At 62.3% G+C, this 17,752-nt stretch carries 20 protein-coding genes; 6 read left to right on the top strand and 14 right to left on the bottom strand.

The genetic code is table 11. The annotated features are described in order from the left end of the window. Positions 1-23: 23 nt before the first annotated feature. Complete coding sequence (locus tag U4Y88_RS26520) at positions 24-872, bottom strand: transporter substrate-binding domain-containing protein (RefSeq protein WP_224015052.1); 849 nt, start codon at positions 870-872, stop codon at positions 24-26. Positions 873-1,224: 352 nt separating this feature from the next. Here U4Y88_RS26520 and U4Y88_RS26515 point away from each other — a divergent pair, with 352 nt between their 5' ends. From U4Y88_RS26515 to U4Y88_RS26505, 3 genes are all read left to right on the top strand, one after another. After that, on the top strand, positions 1,225-1,797 hold the full coding sequence (locus U4Y88_RS26515; RefSeq protein ID WP_321787468.1) for a TetR/AcrR family transcriptional regulator: 573 nt from the start codon (positions 1,225-1,227) through the stop codon (positions 1,795-1,797). Between the two features lie 66 nt (positions 1,798-1,863). Next, positions 1,864-2,727, top strand: coding sequence for an SDR family NAD(P)-dependent oxidoreductase (locus U4Y88_RS26510; protein WP_321787467.1), 864 nt, complete (start codon positions 1,864-1,866; stop codon positions 2,725-2,727). A 112-nt stretch (positions 2,728-2,839) separates the two neighbouring features. Continuing rightward, on the top strand, positions 2,840-3,517 hold the full coding sequence (locus U4Y88_RS26505) for an NAD-dependent epimerase/dehydratase family protein (protein WP_321787465.1): 678 nt from the start codon (positions 2,840-2,842) through the stop codon (positions 3,515-3,517). Here the strand turns inward: U4Y88_RS26505 and U4Y88_RS26500 are convergent. After that, positions 3,514-3,912 (bottom strand): gamma-glutamylcyclotransferase family protein, encoded by a 399-nt coding sequence (locus U4Y88_RS26500; RefSeq protein ID WP_321787463.1) that lies wholly within the window; start codon positions 3,910-3,912, stop codon positions 3,514-3,516. The two genes, U4Y88_RS26505 and U4Y88_RS26500, sit on opposite strands and share 4 nt — an antisense overlap. 143 nt (positions 3,913-4,055) lie before the next feature. Here U4Y88_RS26500 and U4Y88_RS26495 point away from each other — a divergent pair, with 143 nt between their 5' ends. Beyond that, entirely contained in the window at positions 4,056-4,880 is an 825-nt protein-coding gene (locus U4Y88_RS26495) for a helix-turn-helix transcriptional regulator (RefSeq protein ID WP_321787461.1), read from the top strand. A gap of 178 nt (positions 4,881-5,058) precedes the next feature. Here U4Y88_RS26495 and U4Y88_RS26490 read toward each other — a convergent pair whose 3' ends face one another. The 8 genes from U4Y88_RS26490 to U4Y88_RS26455 all read right to left on the bottom strand — a co-directional run bounded on the left by U4Y88_RS26490 (position 5,059) and on the right by U4Y88_RS26455 (position 11,936). Further along, on the bottom strand, positions 5,059-5,364 hold the full coding sequence (locus U4Y88_RS26490; protein ID WP_065057435.1) for a putative quinol monooxygenase: 306 nt from the start codon (positions 5,362-5,364) through the stop codon (positions 5,059-5,061). 41 nt (positions 5,365-5,405) lie between these two features. Further along, positions 5,406-6,155 carry an SDR family NAD(P)-dependent oxidoreductase gene (locus U4Y88_RS26485; protein ID WP_321787459.1) on the bottom strand — a complete coding sequence of 250 codons (750 nt, stop codon included), beginning with the start codon at positions 6,153-6,155 and terminating at the stop codon, positions 5,406-5,408. Positions 6,156-6,197: 42 nt separating this feature from the next. Continuing rightward, positions 6,198-6,881, bottom strand: a complete 684-nt coding sequence (locus U4Y88_RS26480) for a hypothetical protein (RefSeq protein WP_321787458.1) — start codon at positions 6,879-6,881, stop codon at positions 6,198-6,200. 81 nt (positions 6,882-6,962) lie between these two features. Further along, positions 6,963-8,351: a cytochrome c gene (locus tag U4Y88_RS26475; protein WP_321787456.1), complete on the bottom strand. Its 1,389-nt coding sequence runs from the start codon at positions 8,349-8,351 to the stop codon at positions 6,963-6,965. A 5-nt stretch (positions 8,352-8,356) separates the two neighbouring features. Further along, the gene (locus U4Y88_RS26470) at positions 8,357-10,144 is read right to left on the bottom strand and encodes a GMC family oxidoreductase (protein ID WP_231957393.1); all 1,788 of its coding nucleotides are present in this window, start codon (positions 10,142-10,144) and stop codon (positions 8,357-8,359) included. A gap of 98 nt (positions 10,145-10,242) precedes the next feature. Further along, a complete protein-coding gene (locus U4Y88_RS26465; RefSeq protein ID WP_224015070.1) occupies positions 10,243-10,944 on the bottom strand; it encodes a gluconate 2-dehydrogenase subunit 3 family protein in 702 nt (233 codons plus the stop codon). A gap of 7 nt (positions 10,945-10,951) precedes the next feature. Continuing rightward, a complete protein-coding gene (locus U4Y88_RS26460; RefSeq protein WP_321787542.1) occupies positions 10,952-11,410 on the bottom strand; it encodes a porin in 459 nt (152 codons plus the stop codon). Continuing rightward, positions 11,370-11,936: a porin gene (locus tag U4Y88_RS26455; protein WP_321787454.1), complete on the bottom strand. Its 567-nt coding sequence runs from the start codon at positions 11,934-11,936 to the stop codon at positions 11,370-11,372. The genes U4Y88_RS26460 and U4Y88_RS26455 overlap by 41 nt, the downstream gene beginning before the upstream one ends. 613 nt (positions 11,937-12,549) lie before the next feature. On the opposite strand from U4Y88_RS26455, the gene U4Y88_RS26450 reads away from it, so the two are divergent. Beyond that, positions 12,550-13,071, top strand: coding sequence for a heme-binding protein (locus U4Y88_RS26450; RefSeq protein ID WP_321787452.1), 522 nt, complete (start codon positions 12,550-12,552; stop codon positions 13,069-13,071). A 109-nt stretch (positions 13,072-13,180) separates the two neighbouring features. On the opposite strand, the gene U4Y88_RS26445 is transcribed toward U4Y88_RS26450, so the two are convergent. Beyond that, positions 13,181-14,101, bottom strand: a complete 921-nt coding sequence (locus U4Y88_RS26445; RefSeq protein WP_065057441.1) for a LysR family transcriptional regulator — start codon at positions 14,099-14,101, stop codon at positions 13,181-13,183. A 255-nt stretch (positions 14,102-14,356) separates the two neighbouring features. On the opposite strand from U4Y88_RS26445, the gene U4Y88_RS26440 reads away from it, so the two are divergent. Beyond that, the gene (locus U4Y88_RS26440; RefSeq protein ID WP_224015076.1) at positions 14,357-15,673 is read left to right on the top strand and encodes an MFS transporter; all 1,317 of its coding nucleotides are present in this window, start codon (positions 14,357-14,359) and stop codon (positions 15,671-15,673) included. Positions 15,674-15,764: 91 nt separating this feature from the next. Here the strand turns inward: U4Y88_RS26440 and U4Y88_RS26435 are convergent, their stop codons facing one another. The 3 genes from U4Y88_RS26435 to U4Y88_RS26425 form a co-directional block, all read right to left on the bottom strand. Continuing rightward, the gene (locus U4Y88_RS26435) at positions 15,765-16,538 is read right to left on the bottom strand and encodes an alpha/beta hydrolase (protein WP_321787450.1); all 774 of its coding nucleotides are present in this window, start codon (positions 16,536-16,538) and stop codon (positions 15,765-15,767) included. Positions 16,539-16,608: 70 nt separating this feature from the next. Continuing rightward, a complete protein-coding gene (locus U4Y88_RS26430; RefSeq protein ID WP_321787448.1) occupies positions 16,609-17,301 on the bottom strand; it encodes a hypothetical protein in 693 nt (230 codons plus the stop codon). Further along, entirely contained in the window at positions 17,298-17,606 is a 309-nt protein-coding gene (locus U4Y88_RS26425) for a helix-turn-helix transcriptional regulator (protein WP_321787446.1), read from the bottom strand. The genes U4Y88_RS26430 and U4Y88_RS26425 overlap by 4 nt, the downstream gene beginning before the upstream one ends. Between the last annotated feature and the right edge of the window lie 146 nt (positions 17,607-17,752).

The following is a 17,752-nucleotide window of genomic DNA, read 5'->3' as shown; positions in this document are numbered from 1 at the left end:
CGCGCTCACGCGATGCGCGCCGCTCAGGGCGTCACGTCGGTCTTGAACCACTTCTCCGAGAGCTTCTTCACGGTGCCGTCGGCAATCGCCGCCGTGATCGCCGCGTCGAACTTCGCCTTCAGGTCGGCGTCCTGCTTGCGGAACGCGAGGCCCTCGCCCGGACCCCAGATCGGGCCACCGATCTTCGGGCCGGCCGTGACGGTGGGCACGGCTTCTTTCTTGTCGGCGTTCGCGGCGTAGTAGGTCACGTCGTCGAAGGACGCGTCGATGCGGCCGTTGGACAGGTCGAGATCGCGTTCCGGCGAGGTCTTGTAGACGCGGATCGAGGCAACGTCCTTGAAGTTCTCGTTGATGAAGCGCGTGTACACCGTGCCCGACTGGATGCCGATGGTCTTGCCCTTGAGCGCCGTGCGCAGCGCCTGCACGGCGGGCGCGTTCGACTTCGCGTCGGTGTCGAGCTTGAGCGCCGCCGAGGTCGGGGCCGCCTTCGGCAGGATCTTCGTGTCGGTCACCGCGAAGGTCGCCGGCGTGGACGCATACGGCTTCGAGAACGCGATGATCTTCTCGCGCTCGGGCGTGATCGAAATCGCATCCATCAGGACATCGAACTTTCCAGCCTGGAGGCCCGGAATCATTCCGTCCCAGTCCTGCGCCACGAGATTGCACTTGAGCTGCGCGCGGGCGCACAGATTCGCGACAAGCTCGGGCTCGAAGCCACCGAGCTTGCCGCCCGGCAGCGTCATGTTCCAGGGCGCGTAACCGCCTTCGAGCGCGATCGTCACGTCCTTCGCCTGCGCCGCGCCGCCAAACAGGGCCGTGCCGATGGCAGCACCGATCAATCCCTTGGCCAACTTGCTGTACTTCGACTGCATCTCGACACTCCTTTGATTTGCGAAACACCGAAACGGCTCGCAAGGCTTTGTCGCCTCGCGTGTTGTCTAGACAAGATGCGGGAACAAAATAATTGATGCAAGCGGATTTCCCAAAAATCCCCCTTCCCTGGGGTATGCCCCAAGCACGCGAGGCGCTCCAAGGGGCGCAAAGACGTGCATTCGTCGGATGCTTGCCCCAGTACGGGGCAAAACGACAGCCAATAGAAAGCCTTCGGCCGAGGCATGCACAAAGTTGACTAGACGAGATTCGCGATGCAAACCGCTTGCTCAGATCGCCGCCCCGCTTTATGATTGAGTAATCACTCAGCTATTCACGTCAAACGCCTTCACCATGGCCCGCCCGAAAAGCGAAGACAAACGCAACGCCATTCTTGCCGCCGCCGTCGAGGTCATCGCGGAGCAAGGGCTCGGCGCGCCCACGGCCAGGATCGCGAAGACGGCGGGCGTCGCCGAAGGCACGCTTTTCACCTACTTCGAGAACAAGGACGAGCTGCTCAACGCGCTCTATCTCGCGCTCAAGAGCGAGTTGCGCGAGGCGCTCGTGCCCGACTTCCCGCGCAACGCGAGCCTGCGCGAGCGCGCGCAGCATCTGTGGCGGCGCTACGTCGACTGGGGCGTCGCCAATCCGCACAAGCGCAAGGTCATGCTCGTGCTCAGCGCGTCCGAACGCATCACCGATCAGGTCCGCGCGGCCGGCATGCAGGCCTTCGCCGAAACCGGCACGCTGATCGAACACTGCATCGCCAGCGGGCATCTGCAAGGCCACTCCGCCGCGTTCGCGTCCGCGATCATGGGCGCGCTCGCGGAGACCACCATGGATTTCATCGTCCGCGAACCCACGCAGCGCAACCGCTATCTGGACGCGGGTTTCAACGCCTTCTGGAACGCCGTCGCGCACGCCTGAGCGTGCGTTTTTTTGTCTTTTTAATGAGTGAGTACTCGCTCATATTCAACGAGGAAGAAACTGATCATGTCCAAAGTCTGGCTTGTCACCGGCAGCGCGCGCGGCCTCGGCCGTCATATCGTCGAAACCGCGCTGGATGCGGGCGAACGCGTGCTCGCCACCGCGCGCGATCCGCAGCGGCTCGGCGATCTCGTGGCGCGTTACGGCGACCGCGTAAAAACCGCGCCGCTCGATGTCGTCGATCCGGCGGCGGCCCGCGAGGCCGTGCAGCGCGCGCTCGATGCGTTCGGGCGTATCGACGTGCTCGTCAATAACGCGGGCTTCGGCCATATCGCGCCCTTCGAGCAAAGTCCCGAGGACGATTTCCGCGCGCAGATCGACACCAACTTCTTCGGCGTGGCGAACGTCACGCGCGCCGTGCTGCCGGCGATGCGCGCGCAGCGGTCCGGGCATATCCTGCACGTCTCGTCGGTGGGCGGACGGCTGGGCGTGGCGGGGCTCGCCGCCTACCAGTCGGCGAAATGGGCGGTGGGCGGATTCACCGAAGTGCTGCGCCAGGAACTCGCGCCCATCGGCATTCACATGACGGCGCTCGAACCGGGCGGCATGGCGACCGATTGGGGCAGCGAGGCCGCCAGCCGGATTCCGGCGCTGCTGCCCGACTACGCGCCCTCGATCGGCGTGCTGGCGAAGCGGCTGGAGGAGCACCTGGGCCACGAATGCGGCGATCCCGCGCGCGTGGCGCAGGTCGTGCTGCAACTGACGCGCCACGCGAATCCGCCCGCGCATCTGCTGCTGGGCAGCGACGCACTGCAATACGCGAACGCCTTCGACGCCGCGCGCGCCGCCGAAGGCGAGCGCTGGCGCGCCATCTCGCTGGCGACCGATTTCGGTCACATCGACCCGATTCCTGCCATGCCGCGCGACTGAGCCCGGCGCGCATCGTCCGTCTGAGCGCGCGGGACAGTTCTGGGACGCGTCCCGCCGCTCATCGATACGCTCATCGATACGCTGATCCAACCTTCCGTCCCGAGGACGCAACATGAAAGTGCTGATTTACGGCGCGACCGGCATGGTCGGCCAGGGCGTTTTGCGCGAATGCCTGCGCGCCGCCGATGTCGAAGAGGTGCGCGTGGTCGGCCGCCGCGAAACCGGCGTGCGCGATCCCAAGCTACGCGAAACCGTGCTCGCCGATCTTGCGAATCCAGACGCCAACCACGCCGTCGAAGCCGAACTCACGGGCTACGACGCCTGCTTCTTCTGCCTCGGCGTGTCGTCGGTCGGCATGTCGGAGGTGGAATACGCGCGCGTGAGCTATGACCTCACGATGTCGGTCGCGGGCACGCTCGCCCGGCTGAATCCCGCGATGACCTTCGTCTACGTCTCGGGCGCGGGCACCGACAGCAGCGAGCATGGCCGCAGCATGTGGGCGCGCGTGAAGGGCCGCACCGAAAACGCGCTGCAACGCGCGGGCTTTCGCGCGGTGTATCTGTTCCGGCCCGGCGCGATCGAGCCGCTCGACGGCATCCGCTCGAAAACGCGCCTCTATCACGCGCTCTATGTGCTGATGAAGCCGCTCTGGCCGCTGCTGCGCGTCGCGCTCGGCGACAAGCTGGTGACGACCGCCGACATGGGCCAGGCGATGCTCGCGGTCGCGCGGCACGGCGCGCCGCACGCGGTGCTGGAAGCGCGCGATATCGGCGCGGCCGCGCGCGGCTAGGGCTGGCGCGGCGAGTTGGCGTCGACGTAGACCCACGCCGCGACGCCGGACGCGAGCGTGACGCGATCGCGCCGGTACGCGGCGACTTCGTAATCGTCCGCGTGGGCGAGTTCCTGCGCGGTGATCGCGAACACGGCGCCCGTCACGCGGTCGGCGGGATTGCCGGTATAGGCGACCACCGGGTGATGCGTCTTGCCGCTCGTCGCGACCACTTCGGGGTCGTCGATCTTGACCATCGTGAGCGAGAAGCCCGGCATCTCGTCGGGCTGCGCGTCGAGCTTGCGGCCGAAAGTGGCGAGCTGAACCGGTTCGAGCTGGAGCGTGCCGTAGGAAAACAAACGCTCGGTATGGAGGGGATCCTTCTGGGGCTGATCGGTATTCGTCATGATGAGCATGTTGAAGCGCGGTTGAACTGCGCGCGCGCTTTCTGTTCAGGCGGCGTCCACGGCAGCGATATCGCGCCAAGTTTAAAATGTGCGCTCCGCACCGGCCACATCGGATTGGCCAACTTCAGCAGCGAATCGGACACACACGCAGCATGGCAAAGAGTTCCAACCGGGATGACTATCAAACGATTTCGCGTCCGGTCGGCGCCATGGCGAAGGAGTTCGCGCGCGGCAGCGTGAGCGCGTGGCATCGGCATCCGCGTGCGCAGTTGCTCTACGCGCCGGTCGGCGTCATGGAAGTGAAGACCGGCGGCGTGTCGTGGATCGCGTCGCCGCATCGCGCCGTGTGGATTCCGCCCGACTGCGAGCACGAGGTGCACTTCAAGACGGCCACCTCGGTCAGAACGTTCTATATCGCGCCCGATGCGATTCCCGCGAATGCGCCCCCCGTGCCCTGCACGATCGAAGTTTCCACGCTGCTGAAGGAACTCATTCTGAGGGCCGTGGAGATGCCCGTGGAGTACAACGTCGACGGCCGCGACGGACAGATCACCGCGCTCGCCCTGGCGGAAATCGAATGGTCGCGCGCGCGGCCGTTGAAAGTCCCCGCGTTCACCGACCAGCGGCTTCAGCCGCTCCATGCCGCGCTCGCGGCCACGCCCGCCGACGCGCGGACGCTCGATCAATGGGCCAGCGCATTGAACATGTCGGCGCGCACGTTGGCGCGGCTATTTCAGGCGCAGGTCGGCATGTCGTTTACGCAATGGCGTCAGCATATGCGCGTGCTCGCGGCGCTGCCGCGCCTCGCCAGCGGCGAGCCGGTCACGTCGATTGCATTCGATCTGGGCTACGATTCCGCGAGCGCGTTTTCAGCGGTCTTTCGACGGATCATGGGCGTGGTGCCCAGCCAATATTATCGGTCACCTACCGTCGGCGCGGAATTCGATCAGGATTCCGATCCATTCGACGTCGAATAAACACGCGACTCATCGACCTGCATGATCGCGGTGTGCGCATTGCGCGCGCGATTCACAATTTGATTGCGAAAAAAAAGAAGCCTTGGCCGGGTTCCGGCGGCCAAGGCCCTTAAAAATACGAGGCTGGTCGTCCTCGCATATTCACACCTGGGTCAGTGTGAAATCCTGTGCTCGCGCGTCAGGCGTGACGCTGAAAGAAGCGCACCGTGCGCTCGCCGTCGAGCAGCGGCGCGGCGGCGGCTTTGAAGGTCGCGAAATGCGGCGTGCGCGTATGCCACTCATAGGCGGAACGATCCGCATAGACTTCGTGGAAAACCACCAGGTTTTCATCGCCTTCGGTCAACAGCACGTCGAACGCACTGCAACCGGATTCGTTCGCCATGGAATCGCGCGCGTCGGCGTGGGCCGCTTCGAGGAACGCCTCGCGCTTGCCCGGCAGCAAGCGGAATTCGGCCATCACCACATACTTTCTGGATTCGCTCACGTTATTGCTCCGTTAAAAAGAGGTTCGTGCCTATCAGGCGCTTAACCGCGCCGCTTGACCGCAAGCGGACCAGGCGCCTGGCAGGTCGGCATCATTTCGATGGCGTTGATATTGACGTGCTCGGGCAGCGAGATCAGCCAGCGAATAGTGTTCGCCAGATCGTCGGCGGTGATCGGATCGGTGCCTTCGTAGACCTTGTCGGCTTGCGCGCTATCGCCCTTGAAACGCGTCGTCGAAAATTCGGTGCCGCCGCACAAGCCCGGTTCGATCGAGCACACGCGCACGTTCTTGCCGACCAGATCCGCACGCAGATTCAGGCTGAATTGATGCACGAATGCTTTCGTCGCGCCGTACACATTGCCGCCCGGATACGGATAGGTGCCCGCCGTCGAGCCGAGATTCACGATCCAGCCGCGATCGCGCGCAACCATGCCCTTGAGCACCGCATGCGTGCAATAGACGAGCCCCTTGATATTCGTGTCGATCATGTCGTCCCAATCGTCGAGCGACGCCTTGTCGGCCGAATCGAGACCCAGCGCGAGACCCGCGTTATTGACGAGCCCATCGATCGGGCCGACCTCTTCCTCGATTTCTGCGAACACGTTTTGCACAGCGCCGCGCTGCGTCACGTCGAGTTCGCGCCCGATGAAACGCGGACCGAGTTCAGCGGCGATCTGCGCGAGACGCTCGGCGCGGCGCCCCGTGCCCGTCACCGTATGTCCATCCGCCACGAGCGCTTTCGCGATCGCGAGGCCGAATCCGGCAGTCGCGCCGGTCACGAGAATATGCATGGCTTACCTCACAATTTGAAATGGAATGACGGCGCGTTTCAATCAAAGCACGCAGGCCTGATTGTCGTAATGCTTGCCGGGCTTCTTCTTGAGCGTGATGATGACGCGCACGTCCGGCGCATCGCCGACCTGGCGCGCCGTGTGGCCGACGGGATCGCCCGCCTTTTCGGCAAACGCACCCTGATCGGAATTAAATTGAATCTGTCCGGGGCCCTGACGCAGCGTCGTGCCGTCGGCGGTTTTGATTTCCCATTCGCCCGACAAATCGATCACCCATTGCGGACCCGGCGCGTGATGCCAATCGCCATACCAGCCGACCGGCAAGACCGAATACACGATGCTTTGAATGTCCTCGGGCGCGACGCCCATGTAATACGGCGCGGCGGGCGGCGCGAAGCCGTGCAGCTTCAAACCTTTGAGCACGCAATGGCTCACGTGCGTGCGGCCGTGATCGTCGGCCCAGACGTTCTGGAACGGAATCAGGTTCTCTGCGATCAGCACGTCATCGGTCGTATTCGGCGGGGCGGGCTCGGTCGAGAGCAGGATCGGGGCCGCATGCGCGGGCTTCACTGCGGTTTGGTTTGCAGCATTTGAAGCTGCGTTGACTGCAGCAACCGGCGCGCTCGCATCGAGTTCAGGCATCGCCGCCTGCGCCGCCGCGCCATTGAGCAGCACAAAGCTGCACACGGCGCTGGCCGCGGCCCATTTCGTCATGAACTGGTTCATGCGATTTCTCCGTTAATTCGATCGCCGGAATCATCGGCGACCGGAGTTCTCAATCTCATTCGACGCGTATCCAAACGTCGCTCAACCGCCGCTCAATCCCGCACTCGCGCCCGATGCCGGCGCGCGCGGCGCAGCGTGATGCAATTGCGGCTGCGCGGGCACGACGCTTTGCGCTTCCACCGGCACTGCGTTTTCACGAATGCGCTTGACGTCGTTCGCCGAAGCAGTGCCGCCTTTATTGCCCCACGCTGTTTCAATGAACGTGACGACCGACGCCACCTGTTCGTCGTTCAGCACGTCGCCGAGCGGCCCCATCGTGAATGCAGAAGGCGCGTTTTGCGTCGAGGGCTGACGCCCGCCTGAGAGCACGATATGAATCGCCGAAGTCGGGTCTTGCGTCTGCAAAACCGGATTGCCCGCGAGCGCCGGAAACGCCACGCCCGCACCCGAGCCATCGGCGCGATGACACGCCGCGCAGCGATCGAGATAGATTTGCGCGCCTTCGTTCGGCACTTGCTGATCGCGCATTTGCAGCGCGACGCGATCGTCCTTCACGTAAGGCGCGCGATTATGCGCGGGCGCTAGCGAACGCAAATACAGCGCGATGCTCTTGAGATCGGTATCGTTCATATGCTGCGTCGAATTCACGATCACGTCGTTCATCGCGCCGAACGACACGGTCTGCGTCGTGCGGCCCGTCTTGAGGAACGCGACGATATCGGCTTCGCTCCATCCGCCGAGACCGCCACGGTTATCGCCGCGCAACGACGGGGCGACCCAACCGTCGATCACTGAACCGCCTTCGAGATAATCGAGGCCGTCCGCATCGGTCAGCGCCTTCTCCTCCAGCGCCACGCCGCGCGCCGTATGGCAACTGCCGCAATGGCCGAGACCTTCCACCAGATAGCGGCCGAGCGAGACCGAAGGGCTATCGAGCGTCGTCGGCGTGAACGGTTGCGGACGCGGCGCGAATGCCCACGCCCAGAGCCTGAGCGGCCAGCGCATCGACAACGGCCACGGAATCTCATTGGCGCGATTGGGCTGATCCACGGGCGCAACGCCTTCGTGGAAATACGCGTAAAGCGCGTGCATATCCGCATCGTTGACGCGCGAATACGAGGGATACGGCATGGCCGGATAAACCGTGTAACCCTCGCGCGTCTGGCCCGTGCGCATCAGGCGCGCGAAATCGTCATAGGTCCAGTCGCCAATACCGGTTTGACGATCCGGCGTGATATTGGTCGCGTAAATGCGGCCCATCGGCGTGGCGAGCGGCAAACCGCCCGCAAAAGGCTTGCCGTTCTTCGCGGTGTGACAGGCCATGCAATCGCCCGCGTGCGCGAGGTATTCGCCGCGCGCAATCAAGGCGGCATCGGCGTCGTTCGACGTCGCGGATGCCGCCGCGTGTGCCGTGCCCATCGCCGCCGCGCCGCACGCGACCAGCATGAGCCAATACTTGATAAGCTTCATCGTCTTCATGCCGTCATCAGGTGGCCGGGATTCTTCAGGTATTGCTCGCGAATCGCGCGCGCCGTCCAGTAGGCGAGCGCGCAAACGAGCCCCGTCGGGTTGTAGCCAATGCCATTTGCAAACACGCCCGAACCCGCCGCGAATACATTCGGCACATCCCAGCTCTGGCAATAGCGATTGAGCGCGCTCGTGCGCGGGTCGGTGCCCATCGGCACGCCGCCCGACCAGTGCGTGGTCTGATACGGACGCAAATCGAACGCCTGCCCGAATTGCATGACATCCGAGTGCATGGCGCGCGGATTCATTTCCCGCGCGATACGCTCCGCCTGCTTCGTCACGTACTGGCTCATGCGGATATCGTTGTCCTGCCAGTTGAACGTGAAGCGCAGCAGCGGCTGACCGAATGCGTCGCGATAGGTCGGATCGAGATCGAGGTAATTCGCGCGATAGACCATATTCGAGCCGTGGCAAATAATCTCGACATAATGGTTGTAGCTGTCCACCACGGCCTGTTTCCAGCGTGCGCCCCACTTCGGCGTGCCCGGTGGCAACGGTACGTTCGCAATCGGCTTCACGCCGGCCGGATTGCACCAGATCGGCGAGCCGCCCACGAAGCCGAGCCCCGCATGATCGAAGTTGTCGGCGTTGTATTCATCGCAGGCCATGGCATTGCCGCCCGAGCCGATAAAGTTATTCGTCTCGGTTTGCTTGTCGAAATAGACCTGCACGGTCGACACGGTTTGATAGGACACGTTGCGCCCCACGACGCCCTCGCCCGTTTGCGGATCGAACGGCTTGCCAATGCCCGAGAGCAGAAACAGATGCGCGTTGTTATAGGCGAATGTGGCCGCGATCACGATATCGGCGGGTTGCTCGATCAGCACGCCCTGTGCATCGACATACGTCACGCCGGTGGCTTTACGCCCGGTGTGATCGAGATTGATCTTCAGGACATTGCTGTTCGCGCGCAATTCGAATAAGGGCGAGCGCACCAGCGCGGGCATGATCGAAACTTGCGGCGAGGCTTTCGAATAATTGAAGCACGCGAAACCCGAACAGAATCCGCAGAAATTGCACGGACCCATCGTGCAGCCGTATTGATTCGTGTACGGCACCGACGCATTCGCGGACGGTTCGCGAAACGGTTGAAAGCCCGCCGCGCGCGCGGCCTGCTCGAAAATATGCGCCGTATACGGGACTTTCTGCGCGGGCGTCGGAAAATCGGCGGAACGATTCGCCTCGAACGGATTGCCATTGCCGACGATCTTGCCATTCACGCGATACGCCTGCCCCGACGTGCCCATCATCTGCTCGGAAAACGTGAAGTGCGGTTCGAGCTCGTCGTAGCTCACGCCATAATCCTGCAACTGCATGCCTTCGGGAATGAATTTCGCGCCGTACTTCTCGCGATAATGGCTCGCCATTTTCAATTCCTCGGGATGCACGCGCCAATGCTGTCCCGACCAGTGCAGCCCCGCGCCGCCCACGCCCGTCCCAGGTTTGAATGCGCCAATCTGCCGATAAGGCAAGGCCGTATCCTTTGTGGAATGCCGGAAGGTGAAGCTCGACTTCGACATATCCTGAAAGAGTTTTCCGCGCTGGATATACGTCAGCTCGTCGATGGTCTTCGGATACGCGCCATCGGGATAGGTGTCGCGAGATTCCCCGCGTTCGAGCGCCACCACGCGCAATCCGGCTTCGGTCAATTCCTTTGCGAGAATGGCGCCGGTCCAGCCGAATCCGACGATCACCACGTCGGTCGGCTTCATTTTCCTGTCGGCCTTCTTGTCCATCATTTGATACTCGATATTGAATGCGCGATCGCGCTAATGGCGGCGCTAATGGCGGGGGCGTAACGATTCGAATTCGGCGGCATGAACACCTGCTTCGCTCAGCCGATGGACACCGGCGGCAAGCGATACGGCTTGCCGTATTGCTCGACCGCGTCCATATAGTCGGCACGCGCGCCGGGGAAATTGATCATCTTCCACGCACCCATGTCCTTGTTGCCGCCGTGAACCGGGTCGCTGAAATAGCCTTCGCGCGTGTTCTTCAGCAATTGGTCGAAGAACACCGGGCCGGGTATTTCACCCATCGGCAATTGGCCGTGTTCGAGCGACGTCAGCACGCGATCTTTCGTGGCGTCGTCGAGTTGCGCGAAGGGTTTGCCGTGTGCCTGCATCACCGCCGCGTCCAATCCTTGCAGCCCCTTGCGATAGAGATCGCGCGGACCATACGGCAATTGATAACCCATCTGCGGCGGCGCATCGGCGACAAACGGACCGTGCATGTACCAGAGCTTGCCGAAGCCATACGGCAGCATCATCTGCTTGTCGATAAAGCCCGGAACGCCGGCTTCGAGTGCGCCGGGGCCGAGCGCATCGGCGGGAATCAGACGGTCCGTGAGCGCGCAGAGCGTGGTCCATTCCGCTTCGTTGAAATAGACGGGCTGCGAAGATGCGGTCGCCGACGCGCCCGCCGCCTTGATCACCGGCGCGAGCACGCCCGCGCTCGCCACGGCGGCGGCGGGCGCTGCTGCCGCGACGCCGCGCAGAAATGCCCGGCGGCCGGGCGTAATACCAGGAGATTTCATGCGATGCTCAAAAGGAATGGTTGATGCCGACCTGCACGCCCGTCTGGCTCATGCCATAGGGTTGCGTCGAATCGAGCGCGTTGAGGCTGACGGTATCCGCGCCGTGGTTGTCGAGCACGCCGACGAACGAATAGAGAAACGTGCGCGCCGACAAGTTGTATTGGCCGCCGAGAATCAGCCACGTCGGTTCGCCGCGACCGTCGAACATGGTGTGATGCATCACTTCGCCAAGCAGATGCGTGTTCGACGACACCGCATAAGTCGCCCCGGCCCAATACAGATTGCCGCGCGGACTCAGGCCGAGATCGCCGGAAATATTTGCGTAGCCGCCCATCAGCGCGAGCCGGTCGAAACGATATTTGGCCGCGACGGTTGCGCGTCGCTCCACGCGATTCGCCTCGGAAATGCCCGTCGTGGTATCGACTTCACCGCGCGTGTCTTCGTAGATCGCGCGAATCGCCGGCAATCTGCTGCCCAAATGAATATTCGGCGCTCGCGCTCATGCCATCGACAACCGGCGAGCGATATTTGACCGCATTGCTCGGCCAGTCCGATTGCGCCGGAAACAGATTCGTCGAGAGCAGCGAATATTGCGCCATGCTCGTCGCGTCGAAATCGAGCAGCGCCTGGAACATCAGATTCCATTGACGGCCAAGTTCAATCGATCCCCACGTGGGATCTTCGATCCCAACGAACGCGTAACGATTGAAGAAAGAACTCGAATCGGCCTGCTGCCCCGTATTGACGACATAACCGCTTTCGAGGTCGAAGTAGGCTTTGCGGCCGCTGCCCAGATCCTCCGATCCCTTGATGCCGAATAGCGAAGGAATGGCATTGCCCGATTGCAGACCAATTTCGGCATGCCCGTTGCTGCTCGAGTGCGTGAGATATTGCAGGCCTTCATCGACCGTACCGTACAGCGTCACGGACGACTGGGCGTGCGCGATCATGGGACCGGCACCGCACAACAAGACGACAAGCCACTTCTTCATCGAAAAACGCCTTCAACATGAATGCCCCCTTCTCCGCCTTCCTGTTGACGATGTTGCTGATCACGCCCGGAGTGACGCAGTCGCCGATTGCGGAGAATGTGCTCGTTCGGGGAAAAATCCGAGCCGGGCGGATTCTATACACGACGCATTCGCGTAGATTGAGGAAAAGTAAAACCAACTTTTCCTGCCATTCATGAATGAAGGAAGTCACCGCGCGCAGATGAATCGCGCTTCATTCACGGCGTAATCGCGCAAAGCGGTGCTGGGCGGACGATTCACCGCAACGCGTGTGGCGGCGTGGCATCGGCGTCTCGTGCCGTGGCGCGACTCGATTGATCGTGACAACTTCACATGAAACTATTTTCATCTGCCGCGCCAGACTTTTATGTTGTTAATATCTCGTGGCTCGAATTTCAAACTCTCTTGCTGCGGCAGCATGCTAGAAAGGCACGGTGCGCGTTTCAGGATTCATTTCGTTGTTTTCGTTTGTCATTGCTGATCGCTGGTGTTGCGCCCGGGTGTCAAATCCGTGTTGTGTCCGGGTTTTCGTCCATTCGCGCGCCGCGTTCAGCCCTTCCGCTGTTCAAGCCAACTCCACTTCCAAGGTACGTTCATGTCCCTTCGTTTCCGGGCCATCGCGCTCGTCGCCGCTTCGCTCACCGCCGCCCTCTCCGCTTCGCTCGCCAGCAGTGCCGCGCTCGCCGCATCGCCGAATGCAGCCGAATTGCCGACGACTCACGTCCTCACGCTGGCCGCCGCTCGCATCATCGCCAACGATGCGACGAGCGACGCCACGCTGCGCGGCACGCCTGGTGCGGTCGCCATCGTGGATGCGGGCGGGCATTTGCTGCTGCTCGAACGCATGGACGGCGCGTCCGCTGCGTTCGCCGATATCGCCACCGGCAAGGCGCGCACCGCCGCGCTGTTCAAGGCGCCCACGAAGAAACTCGAAGCCGCGATCAATGGCGGTCGTCCGGCGGCTATCACGGCAGGCCTCACGATGATGAACGGCGGTGAGCCGATCGTGTTCGACGGTCAGGTGATTGGCGCGATCGGCGTCAGCACGGCGGTGCCGCCCAACGATGCGCCGATCGCCGAGCAGGCGAGCCAGGCGCTGGTCCACGTCGCACCGTAAAACAAGGGCTATTCTCTTCGCCGCGCATCGCCGAGGCGAAAAAAACGGGACGCGGCATCGACACCGCGTCCCGTTTTCGTCTAATTGATCGCCGTACGTGGCGGCGTCTTCACGCGCCGCCCGCGCGCTCCAGTTCCGCACTCAGAAAATCGACGAAGGCCCGTACACGCGTCGATAGCTGATGCCGCTGCGCATACACCGCGTAGATGTCCGCGCCCGGCGTGCGGTAGTCGGGCAGCACCACCACGAGGCGGCCGTCCGCGATGTAATCCTTCACGTCCCATTCCGCGCGCATCAGAATGCCGTGGCCGTCGAGCGCCCACTTCACCGCGATCTCGCCGTCGTTCGTCGTGAGATTGCCATTCACGCGTATCGCCTCGCTTTTCGCGTTGGCCCCGCGCTCCGCCGTGAGCCGCCACACACCATACGCCTCATCGCCCTGACGAATGCCGATGCAGTTGTGACGCGCGAGATCGTGCGGCGACGCAGGCGTGCCGTGCCTCGCCAGATACACCGGCGAAGCGCACAACAGCCTGCGGTTCGGCGCGAGACGACGCGCAATCACGCGCGCGTCGGGCGGTTCGCCGAAACGAATGCAGACGTCGAAGCTGTCGTCGGTAAATGGCGGCGGCGTGACGGACAACTGCAATTGCACCGACACCTGCGGATAACGCGCGACGAAACGCGAAATGGCCGGCGCGATATGGCTGCGCCCAAAACCGAGCGTCGCGTTCACGCGCAGCAAACCGGTTGGGCTGCGCCGCGAACTGCCGAGCAGTTCGCTCAATTCCTCGACCTGATCGAGGATGCGCCGCGCGTGTTCCAGATACACCTCGCCTTCGGGCGTGAGCAACATGCGCCGCGTGGTGCGATTGATCAGCGTGACGCCCGCGCGTTGTTCCATCTGCGTGAGGCGCTTGCTGACGGCGGCGGGCGTGAGTCCTAATTCGCGCGCGGCCGCGCTCAGGCTGCCGCAAATCGCGAGTGTCGAAAAGAAGCCGAGATCGGCGGGAGAAACCACTTCAGTCACGGCGCAGTCTTTGAATTCAGGTTAATGATGGATTAAGTCTAGCACCGGTTACAGCACTTCAGGTTCGGTAAAGTGCCTCTCATCGAGCAATCACTGAGGACGCGGACACGTCGCACGGCACGACCGCTGCACACAGCGTTCGTCAGACGTTTGCCAACATTCAGTCCAACAGATGATCTAGCGAGACCGATATTTGACTCACGGCGCCCAACCATTCGACTAATCAAACCGGCGCTTTCCCCAAGGTGGAGACACATGCAGACTCATCACGACCTCGAAGCGCGCGTGTCGCGCAAACTCATGTGGCGAATCATTCCATTCGTCATGCTGCTGTATTTCGTCAGCTTTCTCGATCGCGTCAATGTCGGCTTTGCGGCGCTGTCGATGAACAAGGACATCGGTTTGTCGCCGAGTGCATTTGGATTGGGCGGCGGTCTGTTCTTCATCGGTTATTTTCTTTGCGAAGTCCCGTCGAATCTGATTCTGCATCGCGTCGGCGCACGCATCTGGATTGCGCGCGTCATGATTACGTGGGGCATCGTGTCGGGCATTTCGGCTTTCGTCGTCGGGCCGACCAGTTTTTACGTGCTGCGTTTTCTTTTGGGCGTGGCCGAAGCGGGATTCTTTCCCGGCATCATTCTCTATTTGAGCCTGTGGTTTCCGTCGCGCCAGCGCGCAGTGGCGGCTGCGTGGTTCATGGCCGCTGCACCGCTCTCCACCGCCATCGGCTCGCCGCTTTCGGGCGCGATCATGCAATTGCCCTCGGTGTTCGGTCTCGCCGACTGGCAAATGCTCTATGTGCTCGAAGCGGTGCCTGCGGTATTGCTGGGCTTCGTGGTGCTGCGCCGTTTGACCGACAGCCCGAAGCAGGCCACGTGGCTCGCCGACGACGAACGCACCTGGCTGATCGCGAAACTTCATCAGGAAGCAAGCGAACGCCAGAACCACGCGGGGCACACGGCGGGCGCGCTGAGCGCACTGCGCGATCCTCGCGTACTCGCACTCGCGCTGATTTATTTCGGCACGTCGGCCGGTTTGTATACGCTCGGTCTGTGGGCGCCGCTCATCATTCGGCAATACGGCTTTACCGCGTTCGAAACCGGCTTGCTCAACGGCGTGCCGAGCCTCGTCGCCGTGCTCGTCATGATTTTCTGGGCACGCAGTTCGGATCGTAGCGGCGAACGCACGTGGCACGTCATCATTCCGTGCGTGCTCGCCTGCGTGGGATTTATTTTCGCGGGCCAGGCCACGACGGCGATGTTCGTCATCGGCGCGCTTGTCATCGTGAACGTGGGGATCAGCGCAGCGAAAGCGCCGCTCTGGGCCATGCCGAGCATGTTTCTTTCGGGCGCAGGGGCTGCAGCGGGCATCGCCATGATCAATTCGCTCGGCAACCTCGGCGGCTTCGTCGGCCCGGCCGTGATCGGCTGGCTCAAGAACGAAACGGGCAGCTACGCAGCGGGGCTTTACGTCGTAGCAGGAACACTCGCGGTGTCGTCCGTCGTCACGTTGCTGCTGAGCCGGCGCACGCCTGCCGACGCCGTCATGACACAAGTTCGCCACGACCATTGATCGCTTGCTGAAGCTGATTCATAGCGGAAAAAAGGTGCGCCCAATGCGGCGCACCTTTTCCATTTCATTCGTTGCTCGTTGTGTGATGCGTTCACTGCGCGTTGAGCCACGCCACGAGATCGCGCATAGCGTCGGGACGGATCTCATGCGACATACCGCGATAAACATGCGCTTCGGGACGCAGTCCGAGCGCCTGCAATCGCGACACCGCCTCGTGTTCATACGCGACCGGAATCACCGTATCCGCGTCGCCATGCGAAATGAAAATACGCAATGGCTTGAGCGACGGCGATGCACTGACATGCGGCGCGAGCGAATCGAAAAACGCGCCGCTCATTACGCCGATGCCGCGAAATGCCTTCGGGTCCGTCAAGGCGACTTCGTACGACATGATCGCGCCCTGGCTGAAGCCGACAAGATAAACACGGCGCCGATCGAAGTGATATTTGTCGATCAACTGCTGGCGCAATTGTTCGATCGACGCCGTGCTTTGGCGCAGCGAAATGGGATCGCCGTCGAGCCGCCCATTCGGCGCGACGCTCTCGAACCACTCGTAACTGTCGTCGCCCAGCACGCCAGGCGCACGCGCCGAAACGATCGCGTACTGCTTCGGCAAGGCGTCGCGCAGCGAAAACAGATCCGCTTCGTTACTGCCCCTGCCGTGCAACAGAATGATCAATGGCGCATGCTCCGCCGCCTTGAGCGAATCATCGGGCAATTGCAGCAAATAAGGCAGCACGAGATCGCGATGAAGCGGTGCGCCGCCGTCCTGGGCGGAATCGAATGGCGCCGATTGCGCGGTGGCGGGCCCGGTGAGCAGCGCGCTCGCGCTCAACGACGCCGCGATCACGAGACGTTTGAACATGAATGAAGGATCACGTAGGTGGATTGCACGAAAACGGCCGTAACGAAACCGGCGGACCATGCCGTGCCGATTACGTCGGTGAAACGCTGCGCCACAACGCGCACATGCGCGCGGTTTGCCGCCGATGCATCGCCCAGCGCAACAGCAACACCACGGCGGCAGCAACATCGAGCGCGATGCACAGCGTGGATCGGCAATGCTCGACCTTCCACGCGGCGCTCGCCAGCAACGCGGCGCCGAGCAGCAGGACCGCTGCGGTCGACGCCATCATCGGCATGCAGAGTTCGGCGTACGCTTGCTGCGAGGGCGTCGTGGTCCGCTTCGCGCGCCACACGACCGGCAAAACAGCGAGCGCGCACACGCACGCCAAGCCCACTCCGATCCACGACATTTCGCCGACGAATAAACCCAGCATATACGCGCCCGCGCTCACGCCGAATACCCAGGCCAGCAACGCCAGCATTTTGCGGAAGACGTAAGTGGACGCGAATTGCGCGGCGAGTGTGCGCGGCGGGCCGAATCGATCGAACAATTTGTCGAGTGCTCCGTCGGCTAAATCGGCTCTATCGGCATTATCGGCTTTGGCCGTTTGCGCCGCGCGACTATCCAACGCCGATTCCCGCAAATCGAATTCATCGCCTGACGCGACGCATTCATAAAGATGATCGGCCATTTCGTCGCAAACATCGCGCGCGTAGTGCGCGTCGAATTGCAGCGCCTCGCCAATTTCATCCAGCCAGGCTTCGACCGCGGGATGCTTCATGCTTTTTTCGACGGCGTGACAGGCCGCAGAAAGCGGTCGATCGCACTCGAAAAGCGGGCCCATTTCGCCGCCTTTCCAGCGAGTTCCGTGCGCCCGGCATCCGTGATGCGATAAGTGCGGCGCTTGCGGCCCGATTCGGACACCGCCCACTCGCTTTCGATCAAGCCTTTCTGTTCGAGGCCATGCAGCACGGGATAAATCGTGCCTTCGGGAAAATCGAACAGGCCTTCGCTGACCTCACGCAGATGCGTGATCAGCGCATAGCCGTGCATCGTGTGTTTGTCGAGCGCGGCAAGAATGGTCAAGTCGATATGACTTGAAAGCGATTTGTCTGTTTTCACCAGAAATAGCAGTAAAGGTGCGGAGCGAATGCGGTCACTTTACCGCACGGCGCGCGCGACGTGCTCTTGACGACGCATCGACATATACCTAGAGTATCTAGGTAATTTGC

Source organism: Paraburkholderia sp. J94 (genome assembly GCF_905220285.1).
GTDB classification, from domain to species: domain Bacteria; phylum Pseudomonadota; class Gammaproteobacteria; order Burkholderiales; family Burkholderiaceae; genus Paraburkholderia; species Paraburkholderia tropica_A.
This window is presented reverse-complemented; position numbering and strand designations above follow the sequence as displayed.